Genomic DNA, 26,229 nt, shown 5'->3' on the forward strand with positions numbered 1-26,229 from the left:
ACCACCACCAGATGCCGAAAACCCCCGTTGTTTTGGAACGAATGCGAAGGCGCACTACATGAAACTTCTGAACCCCACCGCCCGACGGAGCGCGGCCGTTCTGGCCGGCGTCCTGATGCTCAGCTCCGTGACCGCCTGCGGCGGCTCCGGCCAGGCGGCATCCACCGTGGATAAGACCACCCTGACAATCGGCGTCGAGAGTGACAGCGCGTCCTTCGGATTCGACCCGCTGCGGGTCTCCGACGCGCAGCGTCAGTTCTTCGAAGGCCTCTACGAGAACCTCATGACCCTGAAGGCGGACGGCTCCGTGGGGCCGGGCCTGGCCACCGGTTTCAGCTACAACGCCGATAACACGGTGCTGACCCTGACGCTCAAGCAGGGCGTGACGTTCACGGACGGGTCCACGCTGGACGCGGCACTGGTGAAGGCCAACTTTGACCGCCGCACGGATCCCGCCCTTTCGGCGTACTCAGCCATCGCCAAGGGCGGCGCCCAGGAACTGACATCCGTGGACGTCATCAGCCCCACCCAGGTGTCGCTGAAGTTCGCCAAGGCGCAGCCGGGCTTCGAGAAGAACCTGACCTCCACCCTCGGCATGATCGTTGGCAAGGCGGGGGCCGCGGACACGGCAAGCCTGGCCGCCAAGCCGGACGGCTCCGGTCCGTACACGCTGGACTCCGGAACCACGGTCAAGGGCAACAAGTACGTCCTGCAGAAGAACGACAAGAGCACCGACGCCGCGAAATACCCCTACAACAAGATCGTCTTCAGCGTCATCCAGGATCCGCAGGCCCGGGCCAACGCCCTCGTTTCCGGCCAGGTGGACGTCGCCCAGCTGACCTCACCGACCGTTGACTTCGTCAAGGCCAAGGGTGTCGGCGTCTCCCAGATCGGCGGCACGGTCCAGACCATGGTCGCCTTCGACAAGACGGGCAAGACGTCGCCGGCCTTCGCCAGCGAAAAGGTCCGCCAGGCGTTCCAGTACGCCATCAACCGGCAGGCCCTGGTCGATGCCCTGCACAAGGGTGACATCCCGGCGTGGAACGCCCTGCCCAAGGATTCGGCCGGCTTCACGGAGACACTGAACTCACAGTTCGCCTACGACCCCGCGAAGGCCAAGAGCCTGCTGGCGGAAGCCGGCTACGCCAACGGCTTTGAATTCACCATCGTCGCGAGCGCCACCACCCAGACCGACCTCCAGGCGGTCCAGAAGGACCTGGCCGCCGTCGGCATCACCATGCAGGTCAAGATGGCGACGTCGACAGATGAGGCGTTCGCCGCCGTCGCCACCACCCCGCTGGGCTACGCGCCGCTGGGCTGGGACAACCCGGTGGGCCTGATGTACGGCGCGATCCTCAACGGCTTCACCAACGTCCAGAAGGCCACGGACGACCAGCTCAGCGCCGCCACCGGCGAGGTCGCCGCCGCCAAGGACGATGCCGCCCGGAAAGCCGCGCTGACCAAGCTCAACACCCGGCTCGTCGAATCCGGCTGGATGATCCCGCTCTTCGAATCCCTCACCAACCAGGGCTACAACACCAAGAAGGTCAAGCCGGTGGAGTTCGCCGGCAGCAACGTGTACCCGCTGCTCTCGTCCTACGCCCCGGCCAACTGACCCCCACCCTGCCGGGCGGCCTTCACCCCTAAGGCGAAGGCCGTCCGGCAGGACCTGACCAATGGAGGTCATCATGGCGATTTACGTCGCAAAGCGCCTGCTCATGGCGCTGGCCACCGTACTGGTGGTCGCGGTGCTGGCGTTCCTCTTGGTGCACGCAATGCCGGGCAGCCCCGGCGCCGTGTCCCTCGGCGCCGGCGCCACCCAGCAAGCCATTGACGAGGTCAACAGCCGGCTCGGCTGGTCCGATCCGCTCCCCGTCCAGTTCTTCCGCTGGCTCGGCAGCGCCGCGCAGGGAGACTTCGGGGTGTCCCTGATCGACGGCCGGTCCGTGAGCGCCGACCTGGCCAGCAGGCTGCCGGTGACGGCGGCCCTCGCGGCCGGGGCCACGGTCCTGAGCGCCGTACTCGGCATCGGTCTTGGCGTCACGGCAGCCGTCCGCGGCGGCGTGGTCGACCGGATCGTCGGAGCCGTCTGCGGCCTCGCCGTGGCGCTGCCGGCCTTCTGGATCGGCATCATCTTTGTGTACCTCTTCGCCGTCCAGTCCTCGGTCTTTCCGGCCACCGGCTACGTCCCCTTCGAGGTCTCACCCCAGGACTGGGCCCTGTCCCTGGCCCTGCCGGTGATCACCCTCGCCGTCGGCGGTGCGGCGTTCATCGCCCGCCAGACCCGGGCATCCATGCTGGAGGCGCTGCAGCAGGAACATATCCGGACCCTGCGCGCAACGGCCACCCCCACCTGGAAGATCCTGTACGTCCACGCCCTGCGCTATGCCAGCCTGCCGATCGTGGCCGGGATCGCCCTGCAGTTCATCGGGCTGTTCGGCGGTTCGGTGATCGCGGAGCAGCTCTTCGCCATGCCGGGCCTTGGCCAGGCCGTCCAGACCTCCGTCAGCACCCACGACGCCCCGTCCGTGCAGGGCGTCGTGGTGGTCGCCACCGTTGTGGTGGTGGCCGTGAACCTCGTGCTGGAGCTCGCCACCAAGTTTCTCGACCCGAAGTTGCGTGCCTCATGATCCCCTCCGTTGCCCCCGCGCCCGTCCCCGCCACCGCGAATGCGGAAGATACAGGCACAGGCGGAGCCCCACCCGCGAACACCGCCACGGGCCGGCCCGGTCCCGGCCCCGGTCCCAAAACTGGCGTCGGCCGGAGGCCTGCCCACCGCCTGTTCGCGGCGCCCGGTGCCGTGGCCGGAGTCCTCTGGCTGGCGGTCCTGGTGGTTGCCTCCCTCACGGCGCCGTGGTGGCTGCCGTACAAGACCGAGGACCAGGACTTCGCCGCCATCCTGTCCGGCCCCACTGCCGCCCACTGGCTGGGCACCGACGAACTGGGGCGGGACCTGCTCAGCCGCATCTTCGCCGCGGCCGCCGGCACCCTGGGGACATCGCTCATCACGGTGATTGTCGGCGTCGGGCTCGGCACCGTCCTGGCGATGGTCGCCGCCGCTGAACAACGGACCGAAGGGCCGATCAGCCGCGTCACCGAGGTCATGATGTCCTTGCCCGGTACGGTGATCATCCTGGCGGTCATCGGTGCCGTGGGCACGAACATTCCCGTCGTCATGGCGATTCTGGGCGTCCTCATCTCGGCCGGCATCTACCGCGTGATGCTGGGCCAGGCCACCGCGCTGCAGTCACAGCTCTATGTCGACGCCGCCAAGGTGGACGGCGTGAGCACGCTCGGCATCAGCCTGCGGCACGTGCTGCCCGGGTTGAACACCACGATCGTGGTGCAGTCCGCCCTCATCTTCGCGGTGGGCATGCTGATCCAGGCCGGTCTGGCGTTCATCGGATTTGGGCCGCCCATCCCGCAGCCCAGCTGGGGCGGCATGATCCAGGGCGCATCCCAGCACGTCTACGACGCCCCCTGGCTGATGGTCCCCACCGGTGCGGTCCTCGCGCTGACGGTCCTCGCGGCCAATGCCATCGGCAATGCCCTGGGGAAAAGCCCGAACGCGGCCGCCTCCCACCTGCCCTCCGCCGCTGACCGCCGACGCCGGGCCGCTGCGTCCGCGGCTGCGCCGTCCACCGATGCCCCCGCGCCGTCCACCGATGCCGCCGCGCCGGACGCGGCCGGCCGGCTGAGTGTCCGCGGGCTCTCGGTGGGCGTCGACGCCGGCACGCCCCTGGTCACGGAGGTCTCCTTCGACGTCGAACAGGGCACCGTGCTCGGGCTGGTGGGCGAATCCGGTTGCGGCAAAACCATGACGGCGTTGTCCCTGCTGGGCCTGTTGCCCTCGGGCGTATCCGTCACCGGAGGCCAGATCCTGTGGAACGGCCGGAACCTCGCGGCCGCCACGGAAAATGAGCTGGCCGGCGTCAGGGGACGGGAGATCGCGCTGATCTCCCAGGAACCCATGCGTGCCCTCGACCCCATGTTCACGGTCGGCTACCAGCTGCTCTCCGCCATCCGGCGCCTGCGGGGCATGGGCAAAGCCGAAGCACGCACCGAAGCCCTGAGCCTGCTCGAAAAGGTGGGCATCGTGGACGCCGCGCGCATCCTCACCACCTACCCGCACCAGATCTCCGGCGGCATGGCCCAGCGCGTGGCCATCGCCCTGGCCCTGGCCGGCCGTCCCCGGCTGCTGGTCGCCGACGAACCCACCACGGCGCTGGACGTGACAGTGCAGGCCGAGATCCTCTCGCTGCTGCGGGCACTGGTCAAGGACACCGGCATGTCCGTGGTGATGGTGACACACGACCTCGGCGTAGTGGCCGACATCTGCGACACCGTGGCCGTGATGTACGCCGGCCAGGTGGTGGAAAGCGGCCGGACCGCCAACATCCTGGACAAACCCCGCCACCCGTACACCCTGGCGTTGCTGGCCGCCGACCCGCACGCCAACACCGCCGAGGACATGCCTGAGCGGCTCGCCACCATCAACGGCCAGGTGCCGCAGCCCAAGGACTGGCCGGGCGGGTGCCGGTTCATGGCGCGTTGCCAGTTCGCAGGCTCGGCCTGCGTGGCGCCGGTCCCGCTGGTTCCCTCGGGCTCGGACGACGGCGTGGTGCGCTGCGTCAAGGCCGACGAACTGGCCGTGGAAGGCCTGGCCTGGGTGGCCACCGAAGTACCCGCCCACCGTGTCCTCGACATTCTTGAGATGGACAGCACAGTTGAGAAGGACAGGACATGAGCATCGAAACAGCGGTAGGCCAGGGCGGAACAGCGCAGGCTCCCGAGCAGCCGCTCCTGGACGTGGTGGACCTCGTGGTCCGTTACGGCCGGGGCCGGAAGGCCGCCGCCAGACCGGCCGCGGTGGACGGCGTGAGCTTCAGCATCCGGCACGGGGAGACCGTGGGCCTGGTGGGGGAGTCCGGCTCCGGAAAGTCCACGATCGGCAAAGCCATCCTCGGCCTGGAAAAGAGCAGCGGGGGTTCGGTCAGCTACAACGGCACGGACATCACCCATGCCAGCCCCGCACGGCGGCGTGAACTGGGCGGCGAACTCCGGGCCGTGTTCCAGGACCCGAACTCATCACTCAACCCCCGGCAGAGCATCGGTGCCTCACTGGCCGAACCGCTGCGGATCCGTGGCGTGGCCGCCCGGGAGGCCCGGCAGCGCGCCGAGGACATGCTGGCCAGGGTGGGACTCCCGCGCGAGGCCGTGGACCGCTTTCCCGGCCAGTTTTCCGGCGGCCAGCGGCAGCGGATCGCCGTCGCCCGGGCACTGATCTGCGAGCCGAAACTCGTGGTGTGCGACGAAGCGGTCAGCGCCCTTGACCTCTCAACGCGGGCCCAGGTCCTGAACCTCCTGGCCGACCTCCGGGACGAGCGGGGGCTGAGCTATTTGTTCATCGCCCACGATATCTCCGTGGTCCAGTTCCTCGCCCAGCGCGTCGTGGTGCTCTACCGCGGCCAGGTCATGGAAAGCGGCCCGGCGGCAGCCGTCACGGAGTCGCCCCAACACCCCTTCACCCAGGCGCTCGTGGCGGCCTCGCCCGTGCCCCGCCCGGCGGAGCAGGCCGAGCGGCGGCAAAAACGCGAAGCGCTGGGCGTGCGGACCGCGGCGGCCGCCGCTGCCGCTTCCGGCGGCTGCCCCTTCAGCCAGCGCTGCCCGCTGGCCACGGACTTGTGCCGGACCGAACGGCCGGCCCTGCGGAAGGTGGGCGCGTCCGACGTCGCCTGCCACTACGCCTGAGCGGCACCGGTCCCGAGCCTGATCCCGCGGCACCAGCGGTACCGAGCAAATCCCACAGCATGGCAACTCCCCACAAGAATGGACGACACCACATGACCCCCGCACCCTGGTCCGCCACGATGATCGCGCCGGATCGAGACTTCGACGGCGCCCCGCTTCTGCGCAAGGAATTCCGGCTGGACGAAGGCCACGGACCCGTGAAGCGCGCGCTCCTGCGGGCCACGGCGTTCGGGATCTACGAGGCGCAGATCAACGGCGTCCCCGTTGGTGAGGACGTGCTGAGTCCGGGCTGGAGCTCGTACGAATGGCGCCTGCGCTACCGCAGTTACGATGTGACCGCGCTCGTGGGCCCGGCCACGGTGATCGGCGTCGCGCTCGGCAACGGCTGGTACCGCGGACGCCTGGCCTGGCACGGCAAGTCGGGCCTGTACGGCGATGAGCTCGGGTTCTTCGGGCAGCTGGACATCGAATTCGCCGACGGCCACGTCCAGTCGGTCGCCTCGGACACGTCCTGGCAGTCCGGGCCCTCGGGCACCACGGCCAACGATCTTTACGACGGACAGCGCATCGACGCGCGGCGGGAACCGGCAGGCTGGGCCCGGCCGGGCTTCGCCGCGGACGCAGCCGGTCCGGAGGCCTACGCTGCCGCTGTGGGGGCCGGCGCCTGGACTGGGGTCCATGCCCTGGAGTTCGACGCCGGCCGGCTGGCGGATCCCGTCGGGCCGCCGGTGGTGCGCAACGAGGTCATCAAACCGGTGGAGGTCTTCACCTCACCGGCCGGCAAGACGCTGGTGGATTTTGGCCAGAACCTGGTCGGCTGGCTGCGCTTCACCGTCCAGGGCGACGCCGGCGCCACCATCACCGTGCGCCACGCCGAAGTCCTCGAGGACGGTGAGCTGGGCACCCGGCCGCTGCGCTCGGCCGCCGCCACCGACACGTTCATCCTCTCCGGCGCCAAGGACTTCTTCGAACCCAGCAAGACCTTCCACGGGTTCCGCTACGCGGAAGTATCCGGCTGGCCCGGCGAGCTGACGGCGGAATCCCTCGAAGCCGTGGCGGTGCACTCCCGGCTTGAACGCACCGGCAGCTTCGAGTGCTCCAACCCGCTGGTGAACCAGCTGCACCGCAACATCGTCTGGGGCCTCAAGGGCAATTTCCTGGACCTCCCCACCGACTGCCCGCAGCGCGATGAGCGGCTCGGCTGGACCGGGGACATCGCCGTTTTCGCCCCCACGGCCGCCTTCCTCTACGACGTCAAGGGCTTCCTGCAGGACTGGCTCCTCGACCTCGCCGCGGAACAAAAGGCTGCCGGCGGACTCGTTCCCATCACCGTGCCGGACGCACTGAAGTACTGCCCCCAGCCGCCGGAATTCCCGGCACCGGAATCCTCTGCCATCTGGAGCGAGGCATCCGTGTGGGTTCCGTGGGCGCTGTGGGAGGCCTACGGCGACGACACCGTCTTGAAGGACCAGTACGACTCGATGGCCTCCCACACCCGCCGGGTAGAGGGACTGCTCTCGCCCGCCGGGCTCTGGGATGAAGGCTTCCAGTTCGGCGACTGGCTGGACCCGGACGCCGCGCCGGACCAGCCGTGGGCGGCCAAGGCGGACACCGGCGTCGTCGCCACAGCGTGCCTGTACCGCACGGCGTCCATCACCGCGCGGACGGCTGCGCTCCTGGGACACGACGCCGACGCCGACGCGTTCGGCCGCCTCGCCGAACGGGTCAAAGCGGCCTTCAACACCCACTACGTGGCCGCCGACGGAACCGTGCACAGCGACTGCACCACGGTCTACGCGCTGGCCATCGCCTTCGACATCCTGCAGACCGGCCGGCAGCGGGAGTTTGCCGGCAACCGCCTCGCCGAACTGGTACGGAACAACAACTACCGCGTCTCCACCGGGTTCGCCGGGACCCCCTTCATCACCGGCGCCCTGGCCGATACCGGTCACACTGACGCGGCGTACAGGCTCCTGCTCGAACAGGAATGCCCCTCATGGCTGTACCCGGTGACCATGGGGGCCACCACCGTCTGGGAACGGTGGGACTCCATGCTCCCGGACGGCACCATCAACCCCGGCGAAATGACCAGTTTCAACCACTACGCGCTCGGCGCCATTGCTGATTGGTTGCACAAGTACGTCGGTGGAATCCGGCCGCTCGCCCCGGGCTACTCCAGGGTGCTGATCGCGCCCCTGCCCGGCGAGGGCATCGATTGGGCCAAGACCAGCCTGCGCAGCCCGCACGGCACCATCGCCGTCGAGTGGCGGACCACCGGCGACGGGGTGCTGGAAGTCGAAGCAAAAATCCCCGACGGCGTGGAGGCGGAGATCAGGCTGCCGGGGCAGGACGGCCGAAGCGTGGGGGCGGGCACGCACCGCCTGACCGCCGCCGCCACCTCAGCGGCCGTCGCCTCCTAAATTCCACCCAGCGCCGTGTCAACCAATGAAACTGCGCTGTCCGGGCGCGCCGCCGCAAACCCATGCTGATAGCTGACGAAACCAACGATCAGGAGCACCAACGAATGACCTCCACGAGCTTTGACGCCGACGTCGAAGAAACGATCCGCACCCTGCCGGTGGCAGAGAAAGTCCGGCTCCTGAGCGGCTCCGGCCTGTGGCACACCCAGGCCGAGCCGCGCCTGGGACTGCCGAAGATCACGGTTTCCGACGGGCCCGTCGGCGTCCGCGGCCACCGCGACACCGAGGCAGCCGGCTCGGTGAACCTGCCGTCCGCCACGTGCCTGGCCTCTTCTTGGGACCGGCGGCTGATGGCGCGGGTGGGGAAGCTGCTGGCGGCCGAGGCGCGCCGTCAGCAGGTGGACGTGGTGCTCGGCCCCACCATGAACCTGCACCGTTCACCGCTGGCGGGCCGGAACTTCGAGTGCCTGTCCGAGGACCCGCTCCTCACCGGTGAACTGGCGGCCGCGTACGTGGACGGCATCCAGGGCCAGGGCATCGGCGCCTGCCCCAAGCACTTCGTCGCCAACGAGGCCGAGACCGAGCGGACCACCGTCAACAACGTGCTCGACGAACGGACTTTGCATGAGGTGTACCTCGCACCGTTTGAACGCGTCGTCAGGCAGGCCCGGCCCTGGATGATCATGGCGGCCTACAACGGCGTGAACGGCAAGGCCATGACCGAAAATCCCCTCACGGAGAACCCGCTCAAGACCGAATGGGGATTCGAAGGCGCCGTGGTCTCGGACTGGCACGCGGTGTACTCCACCGTGGACTCCGCCCTTTCGGCCACGGACCTCGCCATGCCGGGACCGGAGAAGCTGTGGGGCGACGGGCTCGTCGAAGCCATCTCCGCCGGTCTGGTCCCCGAGGCCGTGATTGACGAGAAAGTGCGCCGGCTCGTCACCCTGGGCCGCCGGGTCGAGGAGGGCCGCCGGAACGAACCCGCGGCACCCGAAGCCGGCGCCGCCGTGGCCCGGGAGGCCGCGGCGGCAGGATTCGTGCTGCTGGAAAATCCGGCCGGCGTCCTTCCCCTCTCGCCCGGGGACCTCACCTCCATCGCCGTGGTGGGACCGGCGGCGCTGGATCCCCGGACCCAGGGCGGCGGCAGCGCCTCGGTGTTCCCGGCCTACACGGTGGCGCCCGCCGCGGGGCTGCGCGCGCGGGCCGGCGACGGCGTCCGGCTCACGACCGTCCAGGGTGCCTGGCTCTCCGGGGGCCTTCGCGAACCCCGGAACGCGGAATGCCACGCCCCGGGCCAGGGGGAGGGAAGCGTCCGGCTGACCTGGCGGGGGCCCGCCGGCACAGTTGCGGAGGAATACGGTCCCCGGACCACGCTCACCCGGGGCGCGGGCGCCATCCCCGCCGGCGCCACCGCCGTCGACATCGAAACGATCTTCACGCCGGACGTCTCCGGCACCTGGAAGCTGGGATTCAAGGGCATCGGCCGCGCCAGCCTGGAGGTCGACGGCGACGCCGTGGCGGCCGCCGACTCGCGGGACCGCTACGCCGACGTTGGAGCCGTGCTGATCGGCGCGCCGGACGAATCAGCCGGCGTCGTCCTGACCGCCGGTACCCCGGTGCGACTGACCTTGCGCTACACCTGGCATCCGGAGGCCACTCTGTTCCGCATAGGGCTGGCCATCGACGAACCCCGGGAATCGGCGGACCGCGAGATCGCCAAGGCGGCTGCCGCGGCCGGCGCCGCCGACGTCGCCGACGTCGCCGTCGTGATGGTCGGGACCTCCGGTGCCGTCGAAAGCGAAGGCTTTGACCGAACCTCCCTGGCGCTGCCGGGCCGGCAGGACGACCTCGTCCGCGCCGTCATCGAAGCGAACCCACGCACCGTGGTGGTGGTCAACGCCGGCGCCCCGGTGGAGATGCCCTGGCGGAACGACGCCGCGGCGGTGCTCCTGGTCTGGTTCCCGGGCATGGAATTCGGAAACGCCCTGGCCGATGTGCTGTTCGGCGACGCCGAGCCCGGCGGCCACCTGCCAACCACCTGGCCGGCCGCCCTGGCCGATGCTCCCGTCCGCGACACGCACCCCCGGAACGGCCAGCTCGAGTACACAGAACGGCTGGATGTCGGCTACCGCGGCTGGGCAAGACAAGCCGCGCAATCCACGCAGGCTGCCGCTCCGGCGTATTGGCTCGGCCACGGACTGGGCTACACCACCTTCGCCGTGGAGGGGTTCGCGCAGCTGGAGGAAGCGGCACCCGGGGAGGACGTGCACACCGTCCTGACGGTCCGCAACACCGGTGCCCGGGCCGGAAAATACCTGGCGCAGATCTACGCCGACGCCCCGGAAACGGACGTGGACCGGCCCGGGTTCTGGCTGACAGGCTTCGCGACGGCCCTCATCCCCGCCGGGGAACGCCGCGACATCCGGGTCACACTGCCCGGGCGGTCTTTCCAGCACTGGGACGCCGGGCGCGGCTGGTGTGGGGAGGAGACAACCTTCAGGATCGCGCCCGCCGGGCACGCCGGCGACGCGCGCGACGCGCTCGCCGGACCCCTCGCGGCCTCCGTCAGGCCGGCGGCGTCAGTCCCCGCCCTCGACGGGACGAGGTAGGCAGCCGTGAACCAGCCCACACACCTGCGCGTTGAGCACCTCAGCGAGGCCTTCGGCATCACCACCACCCGTCCCCGGCTCAGCTGGACCCCGCCGGAGGGGACGGTGCGGCAGAGCGCCTACCAGATCACCGCCAGCAACGGCTGGGACACCGGCCGGGTGGAATCGGGAACCCACCGCCTGGTGCCCTACGGCGGCCCGGCGCTGGGCTCCCGGGACCACTTTGAATGGACGGTGCGGACCTGGGACCTTGCCGCGGACGGCAGCGAGTCAGCCTCAAGGTGGGCGGACCCGATGCCGGTCGAACTGGGCCTGCTGCACCCCGCCGACTGGGCCGCACAGTGGATCGGCCCGCGCGAGGCCGCCATCCCCGCGGCCGGCGAGCGCCCGGGCTACGCACTGTCCACCACGTTCGAGCTGGACGCGGTCCCGGACTCGGCCCGGGCGTACGCCACCGCCCACGGGATCTACGAGCTCTTCATCAACGGCCACCGGGTAGGCGACCAGGAGCTCACCCCGGGCTCCACGAGCTACCACAGCACCCTGCAAGTCCAGACGTTCGACGTCGGAACGCTGCTGCAGACCGGCAGCAACACCGTCACGGGCGTCCTCACCGACGGCTGGTACCGCGGCACGTTCGGGTACACGCGCGACGCCGACATGTACGGAACCACGACGGCGCTGCTGGTACAGATCGAGCTGGCATCCGCGGCGGGTCGGACGGTGGTCGGGACCGATGACACCTGGCTGGTGGAGCCGTCCGAAATTGTCAGCGCGGACCTCATGGCCGGGCAGCGTGTCGACTTCCGTGCCGCAGGCGTTCGCTCCGGAAGCCGTCGCGGGCACGCTGTGCTCCGTGACGGCAGCTTCGAAACACTGACGGGTCCCGTCGCACCGCCCACCCGCGCCGTGGAGGACATCGCCCCGGTGTCCATCACCCGGCTGGCCAGCGGCCACCAGGTGGTGGACCTGGGCCAGAACATCAACGGCTGGGTGCGCCTGACCCGGCTCGGCGCCCCGGGCCACGCCGTGACGCTGGTGTACGGCGAAGCCCTGGACGACGCGGGCGAGGTCACGCAGGAGCACCTGCGGCCGCACGATTTCCGCAACCCGGGCCAGTTCCTGTCCGCCGGGCAGATCGACTCCGTGGTGTCCTCCGGCGCGCCCGGCGAAATTTTCGAGCCGCGCCACACGACGCACGGCTTCCGGTACGTTTCGGTCCGCGGGCTGGCGGACCCGCTGGAACCGGGGGATCTCGTGGGCCGGATGGTGCAGACCGACCTCGAACGCGTGGGCACGTTCAGCTGCAGCGATGACCGGCTCAACACGCTGCACGGGATCGTCGAGTGGAGCTTCCGCGGCAACGCCTGCGAGGTCCCCACGGACTGCCCGCAGCGGGAGAAAGCCGGCTGGACCGGCGACTGGCAGGTGTTCGTGCCCACCGCGGCCTACCTCTTCGACGTTGCCGGCTTCTCCCGAAAGTGGCTCAATGATGTCCGGGCTGATCAGTGGGACAACGGAGTGATCGTTAACATTTCGCCGTCGGCGGGCCCGGACGCCACCGCGGCCGATCACATGGCCTTTGTCAACGGCTCGGCCGGCTGGGGAGACGCGATCGTCCTGGTGCCGTGGGAGATCTACCGGGCCACGGGTGACACGGCCATCCTGGAACAGAACTGGGAGGCCATGAACCGCTGGCTCGGGTTCATCAGCAGCGCGGCCGGAGGCGCCCGGCACCCGGCCCGGGCCGTCACCCGACCTACGCCGGAACCACACGAGCAGTTCCTCTGGGACACCGGCTTCCACTGGGCTGAATGGCTCGAACCCGACGGGCCGGAACCGGACCTGTTCGCGGCCAGGTCCGCCGACCACGGCATCGTGGCCACCGCCTACTACCGGCACTCCGCCGCCATCATGGCCGGGATCGCCGCCGTCCTGGGCAAGGACACGGAGGCCGCCGCCCTGGCAGAGTTGTCCGCCAATGTCCGCGACGCCTGGGCCCGCGAATACGTCAATGACACCGGGCAACTGTTCGACCCCAGCCAGGCAAACTGTGTCCGGGCACTCGCCTTCGGCCTTGTCGCCGACGAGCACCGGGCGGCGGTCGCGGCGCAACTGGCCGGCCTCATCCGGGACGCCGGCACCCACCTGGGCACCGGGTTCCTCGCCACCGCAGACCTGTTGCCGGTCCTTGCCGACAACGGCCACCTTGACCTGGCCTATGAGCTGCTCATGCAGGACACCGAACCGTCCTGGCTGGTGATGGTGGACCGCGGCGCGACCACCATGTGGGAAGCCTGGAACGGCATCGGCCCGGACGGCACAGCGCAGCAGTCCCTGAACCACTACAGCAAGGGCGCCGTGGTGTCCTTCCTGCACCGCTACACCGCCGGACTCCGGCAGGCGCCGGGGAGCGCGGCCTACGAACAAATCATCATCGAACCGCGCCCGGGCGCCGGCCTCTCATCCGCCAGCACATCCCACCGCGGCCCCCAGGGCCTGGTTTCGGCCAGCTGGCGGATCGACGACGGCGGGCTGACCCTGAACGCCGTCGTCCCGGCCGGCACCAGCGCCGAAGTCCGCCTGCCCGGCCGGGCGGGAGCCGTCGTCGGGCCCGGAACGCACACCTTCTCCGTCCCGTACGGCCCGGCCGTCCCGGCATCCCTGCCCCACCTCACCAGGAGCGCACCATGACCTTAATCGAATCCCCAACGACTGACACCGAGGCAAGCCCCGACGCCGCCGCAGGGAAGGACGGCCCGCCTTCTGGTCCAGCGTTACCGGCGTTCCCTGCCTTCGACGGCCCGGGCACGGCCGTGCAGGTATCCGAGGTCTCCGCGGTACACCGCGAAGTCAGCTACGCCCGGACCGTCGGGTTCCGGCCGCTGAGCATGGACATCTGGCTTCCGCGGACGGCCGGGGGTCCGGTGCCGCGGCCGGTTCCGCTGGTGCTGTGGGTCCACGGCGGCGCCTTCCAGCTGGGGGATCGCCGTGAGCTGCCGCCCACGTTCCCCGCGGACTCCGTCTTTTCCCGGCTCAACGCGGCGGGGATCGCCTGCGCCACCGTCGACTACCGGCTGGCCCTCGAAGCCGCCTTCCCGGCCCAGCTGCATGACCTGAAAGCGGCGGTCCGCTACCTCCGCGCGCACGCACAGGAGCTGCGGATCGATCCGGAACGCTTTGGCGCCTGGGGCGAATCGGCCGGCGGCCACCTGGCCGCGCTGCTGGGTCTGACCGGCAGCCGCGAAGACCTCGAGGGCGGACTCGGGGCGCAGGGACACTCCAGCGCCGTCAGCGCCGTCGTGGACTTCTACGGCGTGTCCTCGCTGCCCCTCATGCCCCCGATGCAGCTCCCGGCCGGCCTCCTCACCGGACCCATGGTGGCCGCCGTTCCGGCAGGCATGAGCATGGAACCGGGACCCATGCTCGTTGGCGGCTCCAGCGACCCGGACCGGCTGGCGGCCGCGAGTCCGCTCGGCCACGTCAGCGCCGGGGCGCCGCCGTTCCTGCTGATCCACGGCGACAGCGACGCCCTCGTGCCCCTGTCCCAGAGCGAGCTCCTCGCGCAGGCCCTCAGCGCCGCCGGCGTCCGCAACGACGTCGTCGTCATCGAGGGCGCCGACCACTGCTTCTTCGGCGCAGAAGACCGGATCGACAGCATCCTGGATACAGCCATCACCTTCCTCTCCAACGAATTGAGCCAGCCATGACCCCCGCCACCGCCCGGTACCCTTACCAGGACGCCACTTTGCCGGTCGGGCAACGCGTCCAGGACCTGCTCTCCCGGCTCTCGCTCGAGGACAAGGCGGGCCTGATGTTCCACGGCGCGCTGCCGTTCGCGCTCGGCACCGGCCCGGCCGTGGAGTTGATCGGCGGGCGCCGGATGAACCACTTCAACATCATCGGCGCCGCAACCCAGGCCAGGGAACTCGCCGAATGGCACAACAGCATCCAACGTCTCGCCCTGGACACCGGCTGGGGCATCCCGGTCACGCTCTCCACGGACCCGCGCCACGCCTACACCGACAACCCCGGCACCGGGGCCCTGGCCGGGCCGTTCTCGCAGTGGCCCGAGGCGCTCGGCTTCGCCGCCGTCGGAGACCCCGACGCCGTGGAAGAGTTCGCCGATATCGCCCGGCAGGAGTACCTCGCCGTCGGCATCCGGGCCGCCCTGCACCCGCAGGTGGACGTCTTCACCGAACCGCGCTGGTCCCGCGGCGCGGCCACGTTCGGTGAGAGCGCCGAGCTCGCGGCGGAGCTGGTGGGCGCCTACGTCCGCGGCTTCCAGGGCGACGCGTTCGGGACAGCGTCCGTGTCCACCATGACCAAGCATTTCCCCGGCGGCGGCCCCCAGCTCGACGGCGAGGACCCGCACTTCAGCTACGGCCGCGAACAGGTCTATCCCGGCGGCAACTTCGACTATCACCTGCTGCCCTTCCGGTCCGCCGTCGCCGCCGGCACACGGCAGATCATGCCGTACTACGGCATGCCGGTCGGCACGGAATACGAGGAAGTGGGCTTCGCCTTCAACAAGCGCATCCTCACGGAACTCCTGCGCGAAGAACTCGGCTTCGGCGGGATCGTCTGCTCGGACTGGGGCATCCTCACCGACGGCGACATCTTTGGCAGGGTGTTCCCGGCCAGGGCCTGGGGCGTGGAACACCTGACACCGCAGGAACGGCTGCTCAAGGCGCTGGACGCCGGCGTGGACCAGATCGGCGGCGAAAGCTGCGTCGACCTCCTGACCGGCGCCGTCCGGGCGGGCAAGCTCAGCGAAGACCGGCTCGACGTCTCCGTCCGCAAACTGCTGGAGGAGAAGTTCCTCCTCGGGCTCTTCGAGAACCCCCTCGTGGACGCCGCCGCCTCCGACTCCGCAGTGGGGACCCCGCAGTTCCGCGCCGCGGGCCGGGCCATGCAGCGCCGCTCCTACACGCTCCTGGCCAACAAGGACGTCGACGGCGGCCCCGTCCTGCCGCTCGCCGCCGGCGCCAGGGTCTACCTCGAAGGCATTACGGCCGCGGACCTGGGGCCGGGCTTCATCCCGGTTCCGACGCCGGAGGCCGCGGACCTCGCCATCCTCCGGCTGGGGACCCCGTTCGAAGTCCGCGGCGAGGGCTTCGAATCCTTCTTCCACTGCGGCAACCTGGCCTTCGCGCCGGAGGAGATCGAACGCGTCACCGCCATCTGCCGGGCCGTCCCCACGGTGATCGACATCAACCTGGAACGGCCCGCCGTCCTGCCCGAAATCGCCGACCACGCCGCGGCCCTGCTGGCCAACTACGGATCCGACTCCGATGCCCTGGCGGACATCCTCACCGGGCGTGCCGTGCCGGAGGGCCGTCTGCCGTTCGACCTCCCGCGGTCCATGGCCGCCRTCGAAGCCTCCCGGGAAGACATGCCGTTCGACACCGAGGACCCCGTCTTCCGCTTTGGCCATGGACTGTCCCTGCCCCGGTCCGGACGCGCCGGCGCGTCCGGGGCCGCTGCGGGGGCCGCTACCGGCACGGTTGACAGTGTCGACTTGGGGGCGCCGCTGCCCTGGGCCCGGACCGCGACCGGGTCCCGGCCATGAGCCTGGACCCGGACCTGGCCGGCGCCCTGCACCACCTGGTCGGAGCGGGCTCGATCACTGACCTCCTGGGCCAGCCCGGCGGCCTGGACCGGCTCGAGGCCTTCAGCGGCGGTGCCGTGCCCTACCAGGCTCCAGCCGTCCGTTTCCGGGAAACCGGGGCGCGCGGTCCGAACGGGACCGTCCCTGTCAGGGTCTACGGCGGCGCCCCGGGCCATGACGGTCCCGCGCTCGTGTGGATGCACGGCGGGGGATTTGCCGGCGGCGGGCCGGAGATGCGCGAAGCGGACCAACTGGCCCGGGAAGTCGCCGCCCGCAGCGGCGGCGTGGTGGTGTCCGTGGACTACCGGCTGGCCCGCGACGGCGTGCACTTCCCCGTCCCGCACGAGGACGTCCTGGCCGCCTGGCTCTGGACCGTAGAGCACGCCGCGGAGCTGGGCGCCGACCCCGACCGCGTGTGCCTGGGCGGCGCCAGCGCGGGCGGCAATCTCGCCGTTGGGGCCGCGCTCTTCCTCAAGGACGCCGGCCTGCCACTGCCGGCCAAACTGCTGCTCGCGTACCCGTTCCTGCACGCCGACCTGCCAGCGCCCAGCACCGGATCCAACCCCGGTTCCAGCACCGCTTCCAGTCCGGGATCCGGCGCCGGTTCCGGTTCCAGTTCCGAATCCGGATCCGGCGCCGGTTCCGGGCCCGGTTCCGTCCCGGGATCCTTACCCGGCGTGCTCGAGGGGCTTCCGCGGCTGCTGCGCTTCACTGCCGATGACTGCCGCGCCCTCGTGGAGAACTACATCGGCGGTCCTGTCGCCATGGCGTCCTCCTATGCCATGCCCGGCAACGCGGACCCCTCCGGCCTGCCCCCCGCGGCGATCATCGCATGCGAATACGACGACCTGCGGCACTCGGCAGAGGCTTTCGCGGCAGGACTCCGGCGTGCCGGAACCGACGTCGACTTCCGCCTCGAAGCCGGTGCCGTCCACGGCTATCTCAACCATTCCGCGGGGCTTAGGATCGTGCAGGACGGCCTCGCCTTCCTGGCCCGGGCCCTGGTGGAGGCAAAGCCGTTCCAATGATTGAAATGCCCGGTGCCGGCACGGCCCGGTATCCGACACCCTTGATTCAGACGCCGGAACACCTCGAGAGGCCGGCCAGCAGCAGATGGAGCCGACGATGACAGCAGAACAGATCCTGGAAGGGATCGAGTTCGCCTGCCCCGGGGGCGCCGAACCCCTGCTGCTGGACGTCTACCTCCCCGCCGCCGAAGAACACCCCGCCGAAGGGCCGTCCCCGAAACTGTTCCCCGCCATCGTGCACTTCCACGGCGGCGGCTGGCGGACGGGGGAGCGATCCTCCCTCGGCCCGGTCCTGGACGGCTTCGGCTTCAGCCCGTTCCGGCGGCTCACGGACGCAGGCTTCGTAGTGGTCTCCGCGGACTACCGGCTCAGTACGGCCGCCCGGTTCCCGGCGCAGCTGGAGGACGCGAAGGCCGCCGTGGATTGGCTTCGGAACCATGCGGCGGAGTTCCGCGTGGATCCTGACCGGATCTTCGCGTGGGGCGACTCCGCGGGCGGGCATCTCGCCAGCCTCGTGGGGCTCACCCCTGGCACCCCTGGCGACACCGGCGACGCCGCGGTCGCTGCCGTGGCAGCCTGGTACGCGCCCGCGGACCTGGCCACGATGGCCGAACAAAGCCTGCCCAACGCCGTCGCCCGTGCCGACGACCCCGCCTCACGCGAAGAACTGCTCATCGGAGCGGTGCTGGCCGAGGCCCCCGGCAAGGCCGCTGCCGCCAGCCCCATGGGCCATGTGACCCCGGCGGCGCCGCCCTTCCTCCTGGTCCACGGGACCGCCGACCGCTTCGTCCCGCCGGCCCAGTCGACGTCCCTCGCGGCGGCGCTGGAAGCCGCCGGTACCGACGTCGAACTGCTCCTGATCGAGGACGCGGACCACATGTGGGTACTGCCCGATCACAGCCAGGCGGCCGCGGAGAAGGCCATGGATGCCACCGTCGACTTCTTCCTCCGCCAGGCCCACCTCCCCTGACAGACCCGTCCCCGCGAAGCCAGTGCAGGCCTCGGCCTGACCAGGGCAGCTTTGCCGTGCCAATTTTCCACGATCACCACTTCCCTCACCGCGCCCGTCCGGGCGGAACCTGAAAGGCCCTTCACATGCAGTACATCGGCATCACCCACGACGGCGCGGCCTGGGTTGCGGCCCTGGCCGACAGCCGGGTCTACCCGCTGGCTCCGGTCCAGGATTTCTGGGCGGATGCCGCCGGCTGGCAGGAAAAGTCCCTGTCCCTGACGGCCGGCGGCGCGTCGCTGAACCGGGCGGACGCCACCGAAGTCCCGCTGGTCCCGCCCACCGCCCGCGTGATCTGCGTGGGATTGAACTACCGCGCCCACGCCGCTGAGGGTTCCTTCTCCGTGCCCGAATACCCCACGCTGTTCGGCCGGTGGACCGCGTCCCTTTCGGTCGGCAATGTCCCCGCGCCGGTGCCCGCGGGCGAGGCCGGGCTGGACTGGGAAGGCGAAGTCGCCGCCTACGTGGGCCGGCGGGTCGAATCCGCGGACGAGGCCACCGCCGCGGAAGCCGTCTTCGGCTACTCCGCCTTCAACGACCTCACCGCGCGGCGGGCCCAAAAGCTCACCGCCCAATGGACCCTGGGAAAGAACGGCGACTTCAGCGGCCCCCTCGGCCCGCTGGTCAGCCGCGACGAGGCCGGGGACCTACGCGAGGGATTGCAGGTCCGGACCCGTGTCAACGGCACCGAGGTCCAGAACGGCAACACCCGGGACATGATCTTCTCCGTCCCGGCCATCATCGCCCTGATCAGCCAGACGATGACCCTGCATCCCGGTGACGTCATTGCCACGGGAACCCCGGAGGGGGTCGGCTACGTCCGGACCCCGCCGTGGCTCCTGCAGCCCGGCGACACGGTCGAAGTGGAAATCGACACCCTGGGAACGCTCACCACGCCCGTGGGCGGCCCGTCACTGCGGGCACGGGCCTGATGACGGCCGTCAACAACGCGGCCCTCGGCGACCTGCCGGAGCGGGTGCCGGTGCTGATCGCCGGCGGAGGACCCAGCGGGCTGTTCCTGGCCCTGGACCTGGCGCACCGCGGCATCCACAGCCTCGTCATCGAGCCGAGGACCACCATTGACCAGGACCGGCCGCGCGCCAAGACCACGAACGCCCGCACCATGACGCACCTGCGCCGCCTCGGGCTTGCCGACAAACTCCGCGACGCCGCGCCGCTGCCGGTCTCCTACGCCCAGGACGTCATCTTCTGCTCCGCCCTCACCGGCCACGAAGTCACCCGGTTCCGCCAGGCCTTCCAGCTCGTCCCTGGCCGGTATGGTCCCCAGCCGGAATGCGGGCAGCAGGTCCCGCAGCCCGTCATGGAGGCCGTGCTGCGGGAGGCCGCCGCCGAATCCCCACTCATCACGCTGCTGACCGGCCTGAGCGTGGAAGACCTGGACATCAACCAGGGCGGCGGCACGCCGGGCCCGGGCCGGCCGCGCTTCGGCTCGCGCGTGGCGGTGTCCGACGCAACCGGGCGGCGCAAGGCCGTGGACTGCAGCTTCGTCGCCGCGGCCGACGGCGGTTCCTCCACCGTGCGCCGCCGGCTGAACATCCGCCTCGCCGGGGGCTCCGCCGAGCTCTCCAACATCAGTGTCCTGTTACGTTCCGACACCCTCGCCGCCGCGATCACCCTGGACCCGGCCGTCCAGTACTGGGTCCTGGGACCCGAGGTTTCGGGCATGGTGGGGCGGCTGGACCTCGGCAGCACCTGGTGGGCCATCATCCAGGGCGTGGACGGCAGCGCATCACCCGACGCCGGACGCCTGGTCCGTTCGCTCGTCGGGGCCGACGTCGACGTCGAGGTCATCGCCACCGACCCCTGGACGGCCCGCATGCTGCTCGCCCCGGGATACGGGCACGACGGCGTGTTCCTGGTCGGGGACGCGGCGCACCTGAATCCGCCCTGGGGCGGGCACGGGTTCAACACGTGCATCGGCGACGCCGCCAACCTGGCCTGGAAGATCGCCGCCGCCCTGGCGGGCTGGGCGGGCCCGGCCCTGCCCGGCAGCTACGAGCTGGAGCGCCGGCCCGTCGCGGCCCGGACCATCCGCGACGCCGCCGCCAACGGGAAGTCGCTGGCCTACCACTTCGCGGACCCGGCCCTGGGCCGGGCGGATGCGGACGGCGAGGCAGCCCGGCGGGTCGCCAAGGAGGCGCTGGCCGTCAAACAAAGCGAGTTCGACTCGCTGGGACTGGTGCTGGGCTACACGTACGGCTCCTCGCCTCTGGTGGTCCCGGACGGCCTGCCCGTCCCCGCCGAGGACCCCGTCAGCTACGTCCCCTCCGCCAGCCCCGGATCGCTGCTGCCGCACGCCTGGCTCGACGCGACAACGTCGCTCTATGACCTGCTGGACACCGGCTTCACCCTCCTGGTGGACCGCGACAGCCTGGGCGGCGCGGCCGCCGGACAGGCCTACGCGGCGGTCCTGGCCGCCGCCGCGATCCACAAAATCCCGCTGTCCGTCGTCGACGTCGGACCCGACCAGCACGGAACCCCGATGACCACGCACTGGCAGGCCGCCGCGGTGCTGGTCCGCCCGGACCAGCACGTCGCCTGGCGGGGGACCGACCCCGCGGGGGCCGCCGCGGCCATTGGCGTGGCCGCCGGCTGGCCGCTGGCAACACCATCCGAAGACCCCGACAGGAGAACACGTGTCCGTGCCGTCCTTCCGTGACTATCTCTACCCGCCCGACCACCCGCGGGTGGCGCAGATCCGTGGCCTGGATGCCCGCGGCTATGCCGAGGCGGCAAAGACCGATCCCTTCGCGGGTCCCATGATCCAGGGCTGGGCCGCCCAATACCCCGAGCCTTTCACCGGGGTGACCAGCGACGGTGTCCACCAAGCCGGGCTGTACCCCCTCGCGCCGGCGCCGGCGGGGGAGGAGGCGCCGGCGGCCGCCATGACAGCCGCCGCCCGGGACCTGCTGGCACGACTCACGCCGGCCCAGGCCGAACAGCTCCGCTACGGGGTGGACGCGCACGAATGGCAGAGCTGGGCCAACCCGGAATTCCTGCAGCATGATACGGGCCTGCGCCTGGACGAGCTGGACCAGGGTGTGCGCGAACAGATCCTGGCCGTCCTGGCAGAGAGCCTGAGTCCGGCCGGCTACGGGCTGGTCCGGAACCTGATGCGGATCAATGGATTCCTGGGCGGCCTGGTGGAGCTGCCGGAGCTGATGAACGAGTTCAGCTACAACTTCGCCCTCTACGGTGACCCGTCGGAGACGGCCCCGTGGGGCTGGCAGCTCTTCGGCCACCACGTGGCGCTCAACGTCCTGGTGGCCGGGACCCAGCTGGTGGTCTCGCCGGTGTTCCTCGGCGCCGAACCGGACGTCATCGACGCCGGCCCGCACCAGGGCGTGGCCGTTTTCAAGGAGCGGATCGCCCTGGCGCGGCGCCTGATGCAATCCCTGCCCGGGCCGCTGCGGGACGAGGCCACGCTTTTCGCGGACATGCAGGACCCGGCCATGCCGGAGGGCAGGCTGCACCCCGGGGACGAACGGCACCTGGCCGGCTGCTTCCAGGACAACCGCGTGATTCCCTACGAGGGCATCCCGGTCAACGCGATGCCCGCCGCGGCACGCGCGATCCTGGACGAGCTCGTGGCAGACTTCATCGCGTTCCTCCCCGACGGGCCGCGGACCGCCCGCCGGCGGGAGATCGCGGCCCACTGGGACGAAACCTGGTTCTGCTGGATCGGCGGATGGGAGGCGCAGGACGCCTTCTACTTCCGACTGCAAAGCCCCGTGCTGGTCATGGAACTGGACCACCACACAGGCGTCTTCCTCAGCAACGACACCCCGGCCCCGTTCCACATGCACACGGTGCTGCGCACCCCGAACGGCAACGACTACGGGCGCGAGCTGGTGCGCCAGGCTCTGCACGCATCATGAACCGCTGACAAGCCATCCACAGACGCGAATGGCCCGGAACCCTCCGCGGGGGGTTCCGGGCCATTCGCGTGGGACCTGCAGCCGGACCGGAAAACCGGGTCAGATGCCCCGGTCCGGCTAGATGTCCAGCGCAGCCCTGCGCTGCGGCGGGGGACCCACCACGGTCAGGTCCATCTCGGCCTGGGCCCGGCCGAAGCCCTCCATGTCCATGTAGGGCTCGCCGCCCTCGGTGTACATGTAGTCCTCCGTGGGCTTGTTGAAGTACTCGAAGAAGCCGTTGAAGACCGACGGCGTCAGGAACCCGACCATCTGGGTGTTGTGGGAATCGAAGGCGAAGGAGTGGATGGTCCCGGCCGGGGCGTGGAGGAAGTCGCCCTTGGTGAGCAGCACTTCGCGGCCGTTGGCGTAGATCCACATCCGGCCCTCGGTGCAGAGGAAGTTTTCCGTGTGCTGTTCGTGGAAGTGCAGCGGAATGTAGGGGGACTTGGCGCCCTTGGTGTGGACGGCGAAGTAGTTCGATCCCGTGTTCGCCGGCCGGGACAGGTAAGTGAACATGGTCTGGTAGCTGACCATCCGCTCGCCCTCGCCGGCACTGAGGAAGTACGGGCTCTGGGCCGCCGGCAGCCCGGCGTCCTGCCGGAAAGACGGTGCCACGCGTTCGACGTCGGGGAACGTCATGCCGAATTCGGCGCCCACCGCCGCGCACTCCTGCAGGCTGGGCTTCCGGCCCGGGGTGACAGGCGGGACGTGCGAATCGATGGGTGTGCCGACGCGTTCGTAGTAGGCCTCGGCGCCGCCCGGGGTCATCCAGTTCAGGAACCGGGTGTAGTGGCTTGCCATCCGGTACGCGTGCGGGGTTCCCGGCGGGATCACCACGGAATCCCCGGGAGTCAGGATGCGGCTTTCGCCCGGCAGCCAGACGTGCAGGATGCCGTCGAAGACATACAGCGTTTTGTGTTCCACCGCGTGGCTCACAAACGGCGATTCGGCCCCCATGCCGCCGGAGATGTAGGCGGCGCTGAAAATGCCGCCGGTGTCCGCCGCACGGGCGATCACCGTGACCAGCTGGCCGTTGATCTCATAGCGGGCGCCTTCGCCCGACGCCATGTAGTACGGGACGGCGTCGCCCGGCAGCACATTCGCCAACGGGAGCTCTTTGTTCATTTCCTCAACGCTGAGGGACATCGCATCCTTCTTTCCTGTCTGTGGAGCGCGGGCTGCCCCCAAGACTGCCCCTGATTCTCCGCCGCTGCGACTTCCATTTCCAATGGATGAAACACTTCTGCCCGTCGCTCCGGGCTGTTGGGCGCCGGGAAGCCGTTGGCGGCGGCCTGCGGGCGGTCACGGGTAGGCGCCCGCCGCCTTTCGCCGATACGGTCCAAAGTCCCTGTTTTGGTGTCAGTGCTCCCGGTTAGTCTTGCGTGAGGCGCATGGCGGTCCGTAATGCGAGCCGGTGCGCCTCCAGCCAAGAACAATGGGGGGTACGTTGTCCAACGATTCAGTCATGACCTGGTTTCCCGGCGACGCAGGCCGCACGGCGGCAGCCGAGCCTTCAGAGCGGAGCGAGGCCGTCGCCCCCTCCTGGGACCGCGTCATCCCGCAAGGGTCTCCCGGCGCCAGCCGCGGTGACTACTGCCGCGACCATTGGCCGCCCCTGTAGGGGTACCGCGGAGGCGCCAGTGTTCCTGCCCGCGGCGGACCCAGACGGCGGCTGCCCGCGCACGGCTGTTGGCTTTTATTTACCTGGGATTTACGTGACTTGCCTTGTGGGCGTTCCACGGACGCAGCGAGACTTTAATGACGGGCTGACATCATCCGTTCAGCCCTCAGGGACAAACCAAACCAGCGGGCAGCAGCGACGCTTTCCTCTTCACCCCGTGGCAATGATGCCCGGACGGGGAGCCCGCGCATCGGGAGGATCGTCATGGCCGGCACATTTGAACTCTTCGTTGACGCCGATGCCTGCTTCAGGTTTCGGCTCAGGGCACCGGACGGGGCAGTACTGGCCGTGTCAAAGGGCTTCGCGGACAAGCCTGCAGCGGTTGCCGGCATCACCGCGGTGCGCGAGTACGCCGGCATGGGGCTGATCAGTGATCTGTGCCCGGAGCCGCCGGTAAGTCCGGCGGCACCGCGGCCGAGAAGCACTCCGACGCGGGTGCCCGGCGTCGACCGGCGGGTGCACGACAACGACCTCCGGATCCGCGCCCGCGCCCTCCGCCGCCCGGCGCACGGGCCGGGCGCGGTAGGCGTCGGCTGATCCGGCCGGGCCCACGGCGACCCGGCCGCGGCAAACGGCCAAGGCGGACGTTGGGTGGCCAGGGGCGCCGCTACGGGTCCATTCCGGCGTGCACCGGAACGAATTCGATCTTGTTCGCGGGCTGGACCGTTTTCCTGGGCGCCCGCGAGAACCCCTTGGCATCCAGGTGGTTCTGCGCCCGGTACTCTGCCAGGGCCTCGTCGTAGATGCCGTTGAGCCGGTGCCCGGAATAGACGTGTTCTGAGCCATCGGTGAACGTGATGCTGATGAGCGATTTTTCCGGGAAGTGCCGGTTCATGCGGATGAACCCCTCGGCGTCTTGCTTGAGATTGATCATGTGGTTCCCACTTTCGTGATCGAGTTGATCCAGTCTCCCGCCTTCGTTGTGACTAAACCAACCGGCCAGGACCAGCCGGCTTCCTTCGACGGTCCAGGCCACCCTGCTCGATGGGGATGGGGCCGTGCCCCTATTCGGGGGCATACGCGTCCACCGCTTGCTGCAGCACGGGGCTGAAGCGGTCCCAGGAATCGGCCGGCGTGGCCACAACCAGGACGCTGCTTCCCCGGGTTCCTGCAACGAGGCAGGCTATTTCACGGTATTTGTGGGCACCGATCCGCGTTACATAGGTGTCTTCCACGCAGGAACCGTTGCCTCCCCGGAACCCCATTCCGGCGCGGTACTGCAGCCGGCTCGCGGATGCGGCGTTCTCGCCCGTGAGATGGGCCAGCCGGAATTCGGGCCAATTAGCCAGCGACTCGTCGCCTTGCTGCGGCGTGGCGTTGAGATAGATCTGGAGGTCCCCGTCGGGGGCGGTGACGGTCGCGGACACGCTGCCGGGGTCGCCCGGCACGGGAGCGGCATCAGGTGGGATGGCCAGCACGGCTGTGGTGTCCGGAAGCTCCAGCGGCTGCCATCCTGCCGGGGCCGGTCCGGCACGGAACCACGCGAACGGGGTGGGGCCGGAGGCAGGCGCCGCCGGCTGGTTCCCGGCCGGACTGCCGCACGCGCTGAGGGCCAAAGCCGCTAGCGCCGCCGGCACCCCGAACAGGAGCCCCCTGCCGGGGCCCGGCCCAAGCGCCCCGTGGCTGCTACCTGTTGCCGTCACCGTCGTCCGGTCCTCCGTTGTTGTCGGCATCATGATCGTTTCCGGCAGGCACGCGGGCGGGCGGCGGAACCATGGGCCGCGGCGCCGGTGGAACGACGCGCCGCGGGGCGGGCGCCGGCGGCCGGATCATGGGCGCCGGGGCGGGCGGGGCAACGGTCGACGGCGGAGCCGGCACAACGGGCGGGGCAACGGTCGACGGCGGAGCCGGCACAACGGGCGGGGCAACGGTCGACGGCGGAGCCGCGTTACTGGCTGGGTCCTTGGGCGACGGCGTGGGGGTCCCCGTCACAGGAACTGACGGGACTGTGTAGGGGGCCGGTGCCGGCATCGCTGTGCGCCCGGCGAAGCAGGCCCCCAGCAGCAGGATGGCGCCCAACGCCGCGGCGGCAGTCGCCGGGCGAAGAATCTTCATTGTGCTCTCCTTTGGGATGGCCGGCCAGGGGCGGCCGGACCTGTCCCTACAACGGTTCCGGCAGCCTGCAGGTTCAACGCTGGCTGCGGCCATTAACCGCGCCGGGCGCAAGTGAACTGTTTGC

At 70.2% G+C, this 26,229-nt stretch carries 19 protein-coding genes; 16 read left to right on the forward strand and 3 right to left on the reverse strand.

The window, feature by feature from the left end:
* The first annotated feature begins 58 nt into the window (after positions 1 to 58).
* From AC1D1A_RS17210 to AC1D1A_RS17275, 14 genes are all read left to right on the forward strand, one after another.
* The gene (locus AC1D1A_RS17210) at positions 59 to 1,615 is read left to right on the forward strand and encodes an ABC transporter substrate-binding protein (protein WP_476856001.1); all 1,557 of its coding nucleotides are present in this window, start codon (positions 59 to 61) and stop codon (positions 1,613 to 1,615) included.
* Positions 1,616 to 1,676: 61 nt separating this feature from the next.
* Positions 1,677 to 2,630: an ABC transporter permease gene (locus tag AC1D1A_RS17215; RefSeq protein WP_476849541.1), complete on the forward strand. Its 954-nt coding sequence runs from the start codon at positions 1,677 to 1,679 to the stop codon at positions 2,628 to 2,630.
* Positions 2,627 to 4,747 carry a dipeptide/oligopeptide/nickel ABC transporter permease/ATP-binding protein gene (locus AC1D1A_RS17220; RefSeq protein WP_476948290.1) on the forward strand — a complete coding sequence of 707 codons (2,121 nt, stop codon included), beginning with the start codon at positions 2,627 to 2,629 and terminating at the stop codon, positions 4,745 to 4,747. Before AC1D1A_RS17215 ends, AC1D1A_RS17220 begins: the two co-directional genes overlap by 4 nt.
* On the forward strand, positions 4,744 to 5,751 hold the full coding sequence (locus tag AC1D1A_RS17225) for an oligopeptide/dipeptide ABC transporter ATP-binding protein (protein WP_476948291.1): 1,008 nt from the start codon (positions 4,744 to 4,746) through the stop codon (positions 5,749 to 5,751). The genes AC1D1A_RS17220 and AC1D1A_RS17225 overlap by 4 nt, the downstream gene beginning before the upstream one ends.
* A gap of 92 nt (positions 5,752 to 5,843) precedes the next feature.
* A complete protein-coding gene (locus tag AC1D1A_RS17230) occupies positions 5,844 to 8,171 on the forward strand; it encodes an alpha-L-rhamnosidase (RefSeq protein ID WP_476858659.1) in 2,328 nt (775 codons plus the stop codon).
* Positions 8,172 to 8,275: 104 nt separating this feature from the next.
* On the forward strand, positions 8,276 to 10,783 hold the full coding sequence (locus AC1D1A_RS17235; protein WP_476948292.1) for a beta-glucosidase: 2,508 nt from the start codon (positions 8,276 to 8,278) through the stop codon (positions 10,781 to 10,783).
* A 6-nt stretch (positions 10,784 to 10,789) separates the two neighbouring features.
* Positions 10,790 to 13,477 (forward strand): family 78 glycoside hydrolase catalytic domain, encoded by a 2,688-nt coding sequence (locus AC1D1A_RS17240; protein WP_476948293.1) that lies wholly within the window; start codon positions 10,790 to 10,792, stop codon positions 13,475 to 13,477.
* Positions 13,474 to 14,493, forward strand: a complete 1,020-nt coding sequence (locus AC1D1A_RS17245; protein WP_476855995.1) for an alpha/beta hydrolase fold domain-containing protein — start codon at positions 13,474 to 13,476, stop codon at positions 14,491 to 14,493. The genes AC1D1A_RS17240 and AC1D1A_RS17245 overlap by 4 nt, the downstream gene beginning before the upstream one ends.
* Positions 14,490 to 16,355, forward strand: coding sequence for a glycoside hydrolase family 3 protein (locus AC1D1A_RS17250; RefSeq protein ID WP_476948294.1), 1,866 nt, complete (start codon positions 14,490 to 14,492; stop codon positions 16,353 to 16,355). Before AC1D1A_RS17245 ends, AC1D1A_RS17250 begins: the two co-directional genes overlap by 4 nt.
* Positions 16,352 to 17,422, forward strand: coding sequence for an alpha/beta hydrolase fold domain-containing protein (locus tag AC1D1A_RS17255; RefSeq protein ID WP_476855993.1), 1,071 nt, complete (start codon positions 16,352 to 16,354; stop codon positions 17,420 to 17,422). Before AC1D1A_RS17250 ends, AC1D1A_RS17255 begins: the two co-directional genes overlap by 4 nt.
* A gap of 97 nt (positions 17,423 to 17,519) precedes the next feature.
* Positions 17,520 to 18,392: an alpha/beta hydrolase fold domain-containing protein gene (locus AC1D1A_RS17260; RefSeq protein WP_476855992.1), complete on the forward strand. Its 873-nt coding sequence runs from the start codon at positions 17,520 to 17,522 to the stop codon at positions 18,390 to 18,392.
* Between the two features lie 125 nt (positions 18,393 to 18,517).
* Positions 18,518 to 19,363, forward strand: coding sequence for a fumarylacetoacetate hydrolase family protein (locus tag AC1D1A_RS17265; RefSeq protein WP_476855991.1), 846 nt, complete (start codon positions 18,518 to 18,520; stop codon positions 19,361 to 19,363).
* Positions 19,363 to 21,111, forward strand: a complete 1,749-nt coding sequence (locus tag AC1D1A_RS17270) for an FAD-dependent monooxygenase (RefSeq protein ID WP_476855990.1) — start codon at positions 19,363 to 19,365, stop codon at positions 21,109 to 21,111. The genes AC1D1A_RS17265 and AC1D1A_RS17270 overlap by 1 nt, the downstream gene beginning before the upstream one ends.
* Positions 21,089 to 22,330 carry a DUF3500 domain-containing protein gene (locus AC1D1A_RS17275; protein WP_476855989.1) on the forward strand — a complete coding sequence of 414 codons (1,242 nt, stop codon included), beginning with the start codon at positions 21,089 to 21,091 and terminating at the stop codon, positions 22,328 to 22,330. Before AC1D1A_RS17270 ends, AC1D1A_RS17275 begins: the two co-directional genes overlap by 23 nt.
* A gap of 117 nt (positions 22,331 to 22,447) precedes the next feature.
* On the opposite strand, the gene AC1D1A_RS17280 is transcribed toward AC1D1A_RS17275, so the two are convergent.
* Positions 22,448 to 23,515 carry a quercetin 2,3-dioxygenase gene (locus AC1D1A_RS17280; RefSeq protein ID WP_476849554.1) on the reverse strand — a complete coding sequence of 356 codons (1,068 nt, stop codon included), beginning with the start codon at positions 23,513 to 23,515 and terminating at the stop codon, positions 22,448 to 22,450.
* A gap of 319 nt (positions 23,516 to 23,834) precedes the next feature.
* Here AC1D1A_RS17280 and AC1D1A_RS17285 point away from each other — a divergent pair, with 319 nt between their 5' ends.
* Positions 23,835 to 23,990, forward strand: coding sequence for a hypothetical protein (locus AC1D1A_RS17285; protein ID WP_476849555.1), 156 nt, complete (start codon positions 23,835 to 23,837; stop codon positions 23,988 to 23,990).
* A gap of 264 nt (positions 23,991 to 24,254) precedes the next feature.
* On the forward strand, positions 24,255 to 24,587 hold the full coding sequence (locus tag AC1D1A_RS17290; RefSeq protein WP_476855988.1) for a YegP family protein: 333 nt from the start codon (positions 24,255 to 24,257) through the stop codon (positions 24,585 to 24,587).
* Between the two features lie 70 nt (positions 24,588 to 24,657).
* On the opposite strand, the gene AC1D1A_RS17295 is transcribed toward AC1D1A_RS17290, so the two are convergent.
* Together AC1D1A_RS17295 and AC1D1A_RS17300 are read right to left on the reverse strand one after the other, a co-directional pair.
* Positions 24,658 to 24,924: a hypothetical protein gene (locus AC1D1A_RS17295; protein ID WP_476849557.1), complete on the reverse strand. Its 267-nt coding sequence runs from the start codon at positions 24,922 to 24,924 to the stop codon at positions 24,658 to 24,660.
* Between the two features lie 130 nt (positions 24,925 to 25,054).
* The gene (locus tag AC1D1A_RS17300) at positions 25,055 to 25,726 is read right to left on the reverse strand and encodes a hypothetical protein (RefSeq protein WP_476849558.1); all 672 of its coding nucleotides are present in this window, start codon (positions 25,724 to 25,726) and stop codon (positions 25,055 to 25,057) included.
* Positions 25,727 to 26,229: the final 503 nt, after the last annotated feature.

The sequence above is a fragment of the Arthrobacter sp. P1_B9 genome, from assembly GCF_056406495.1.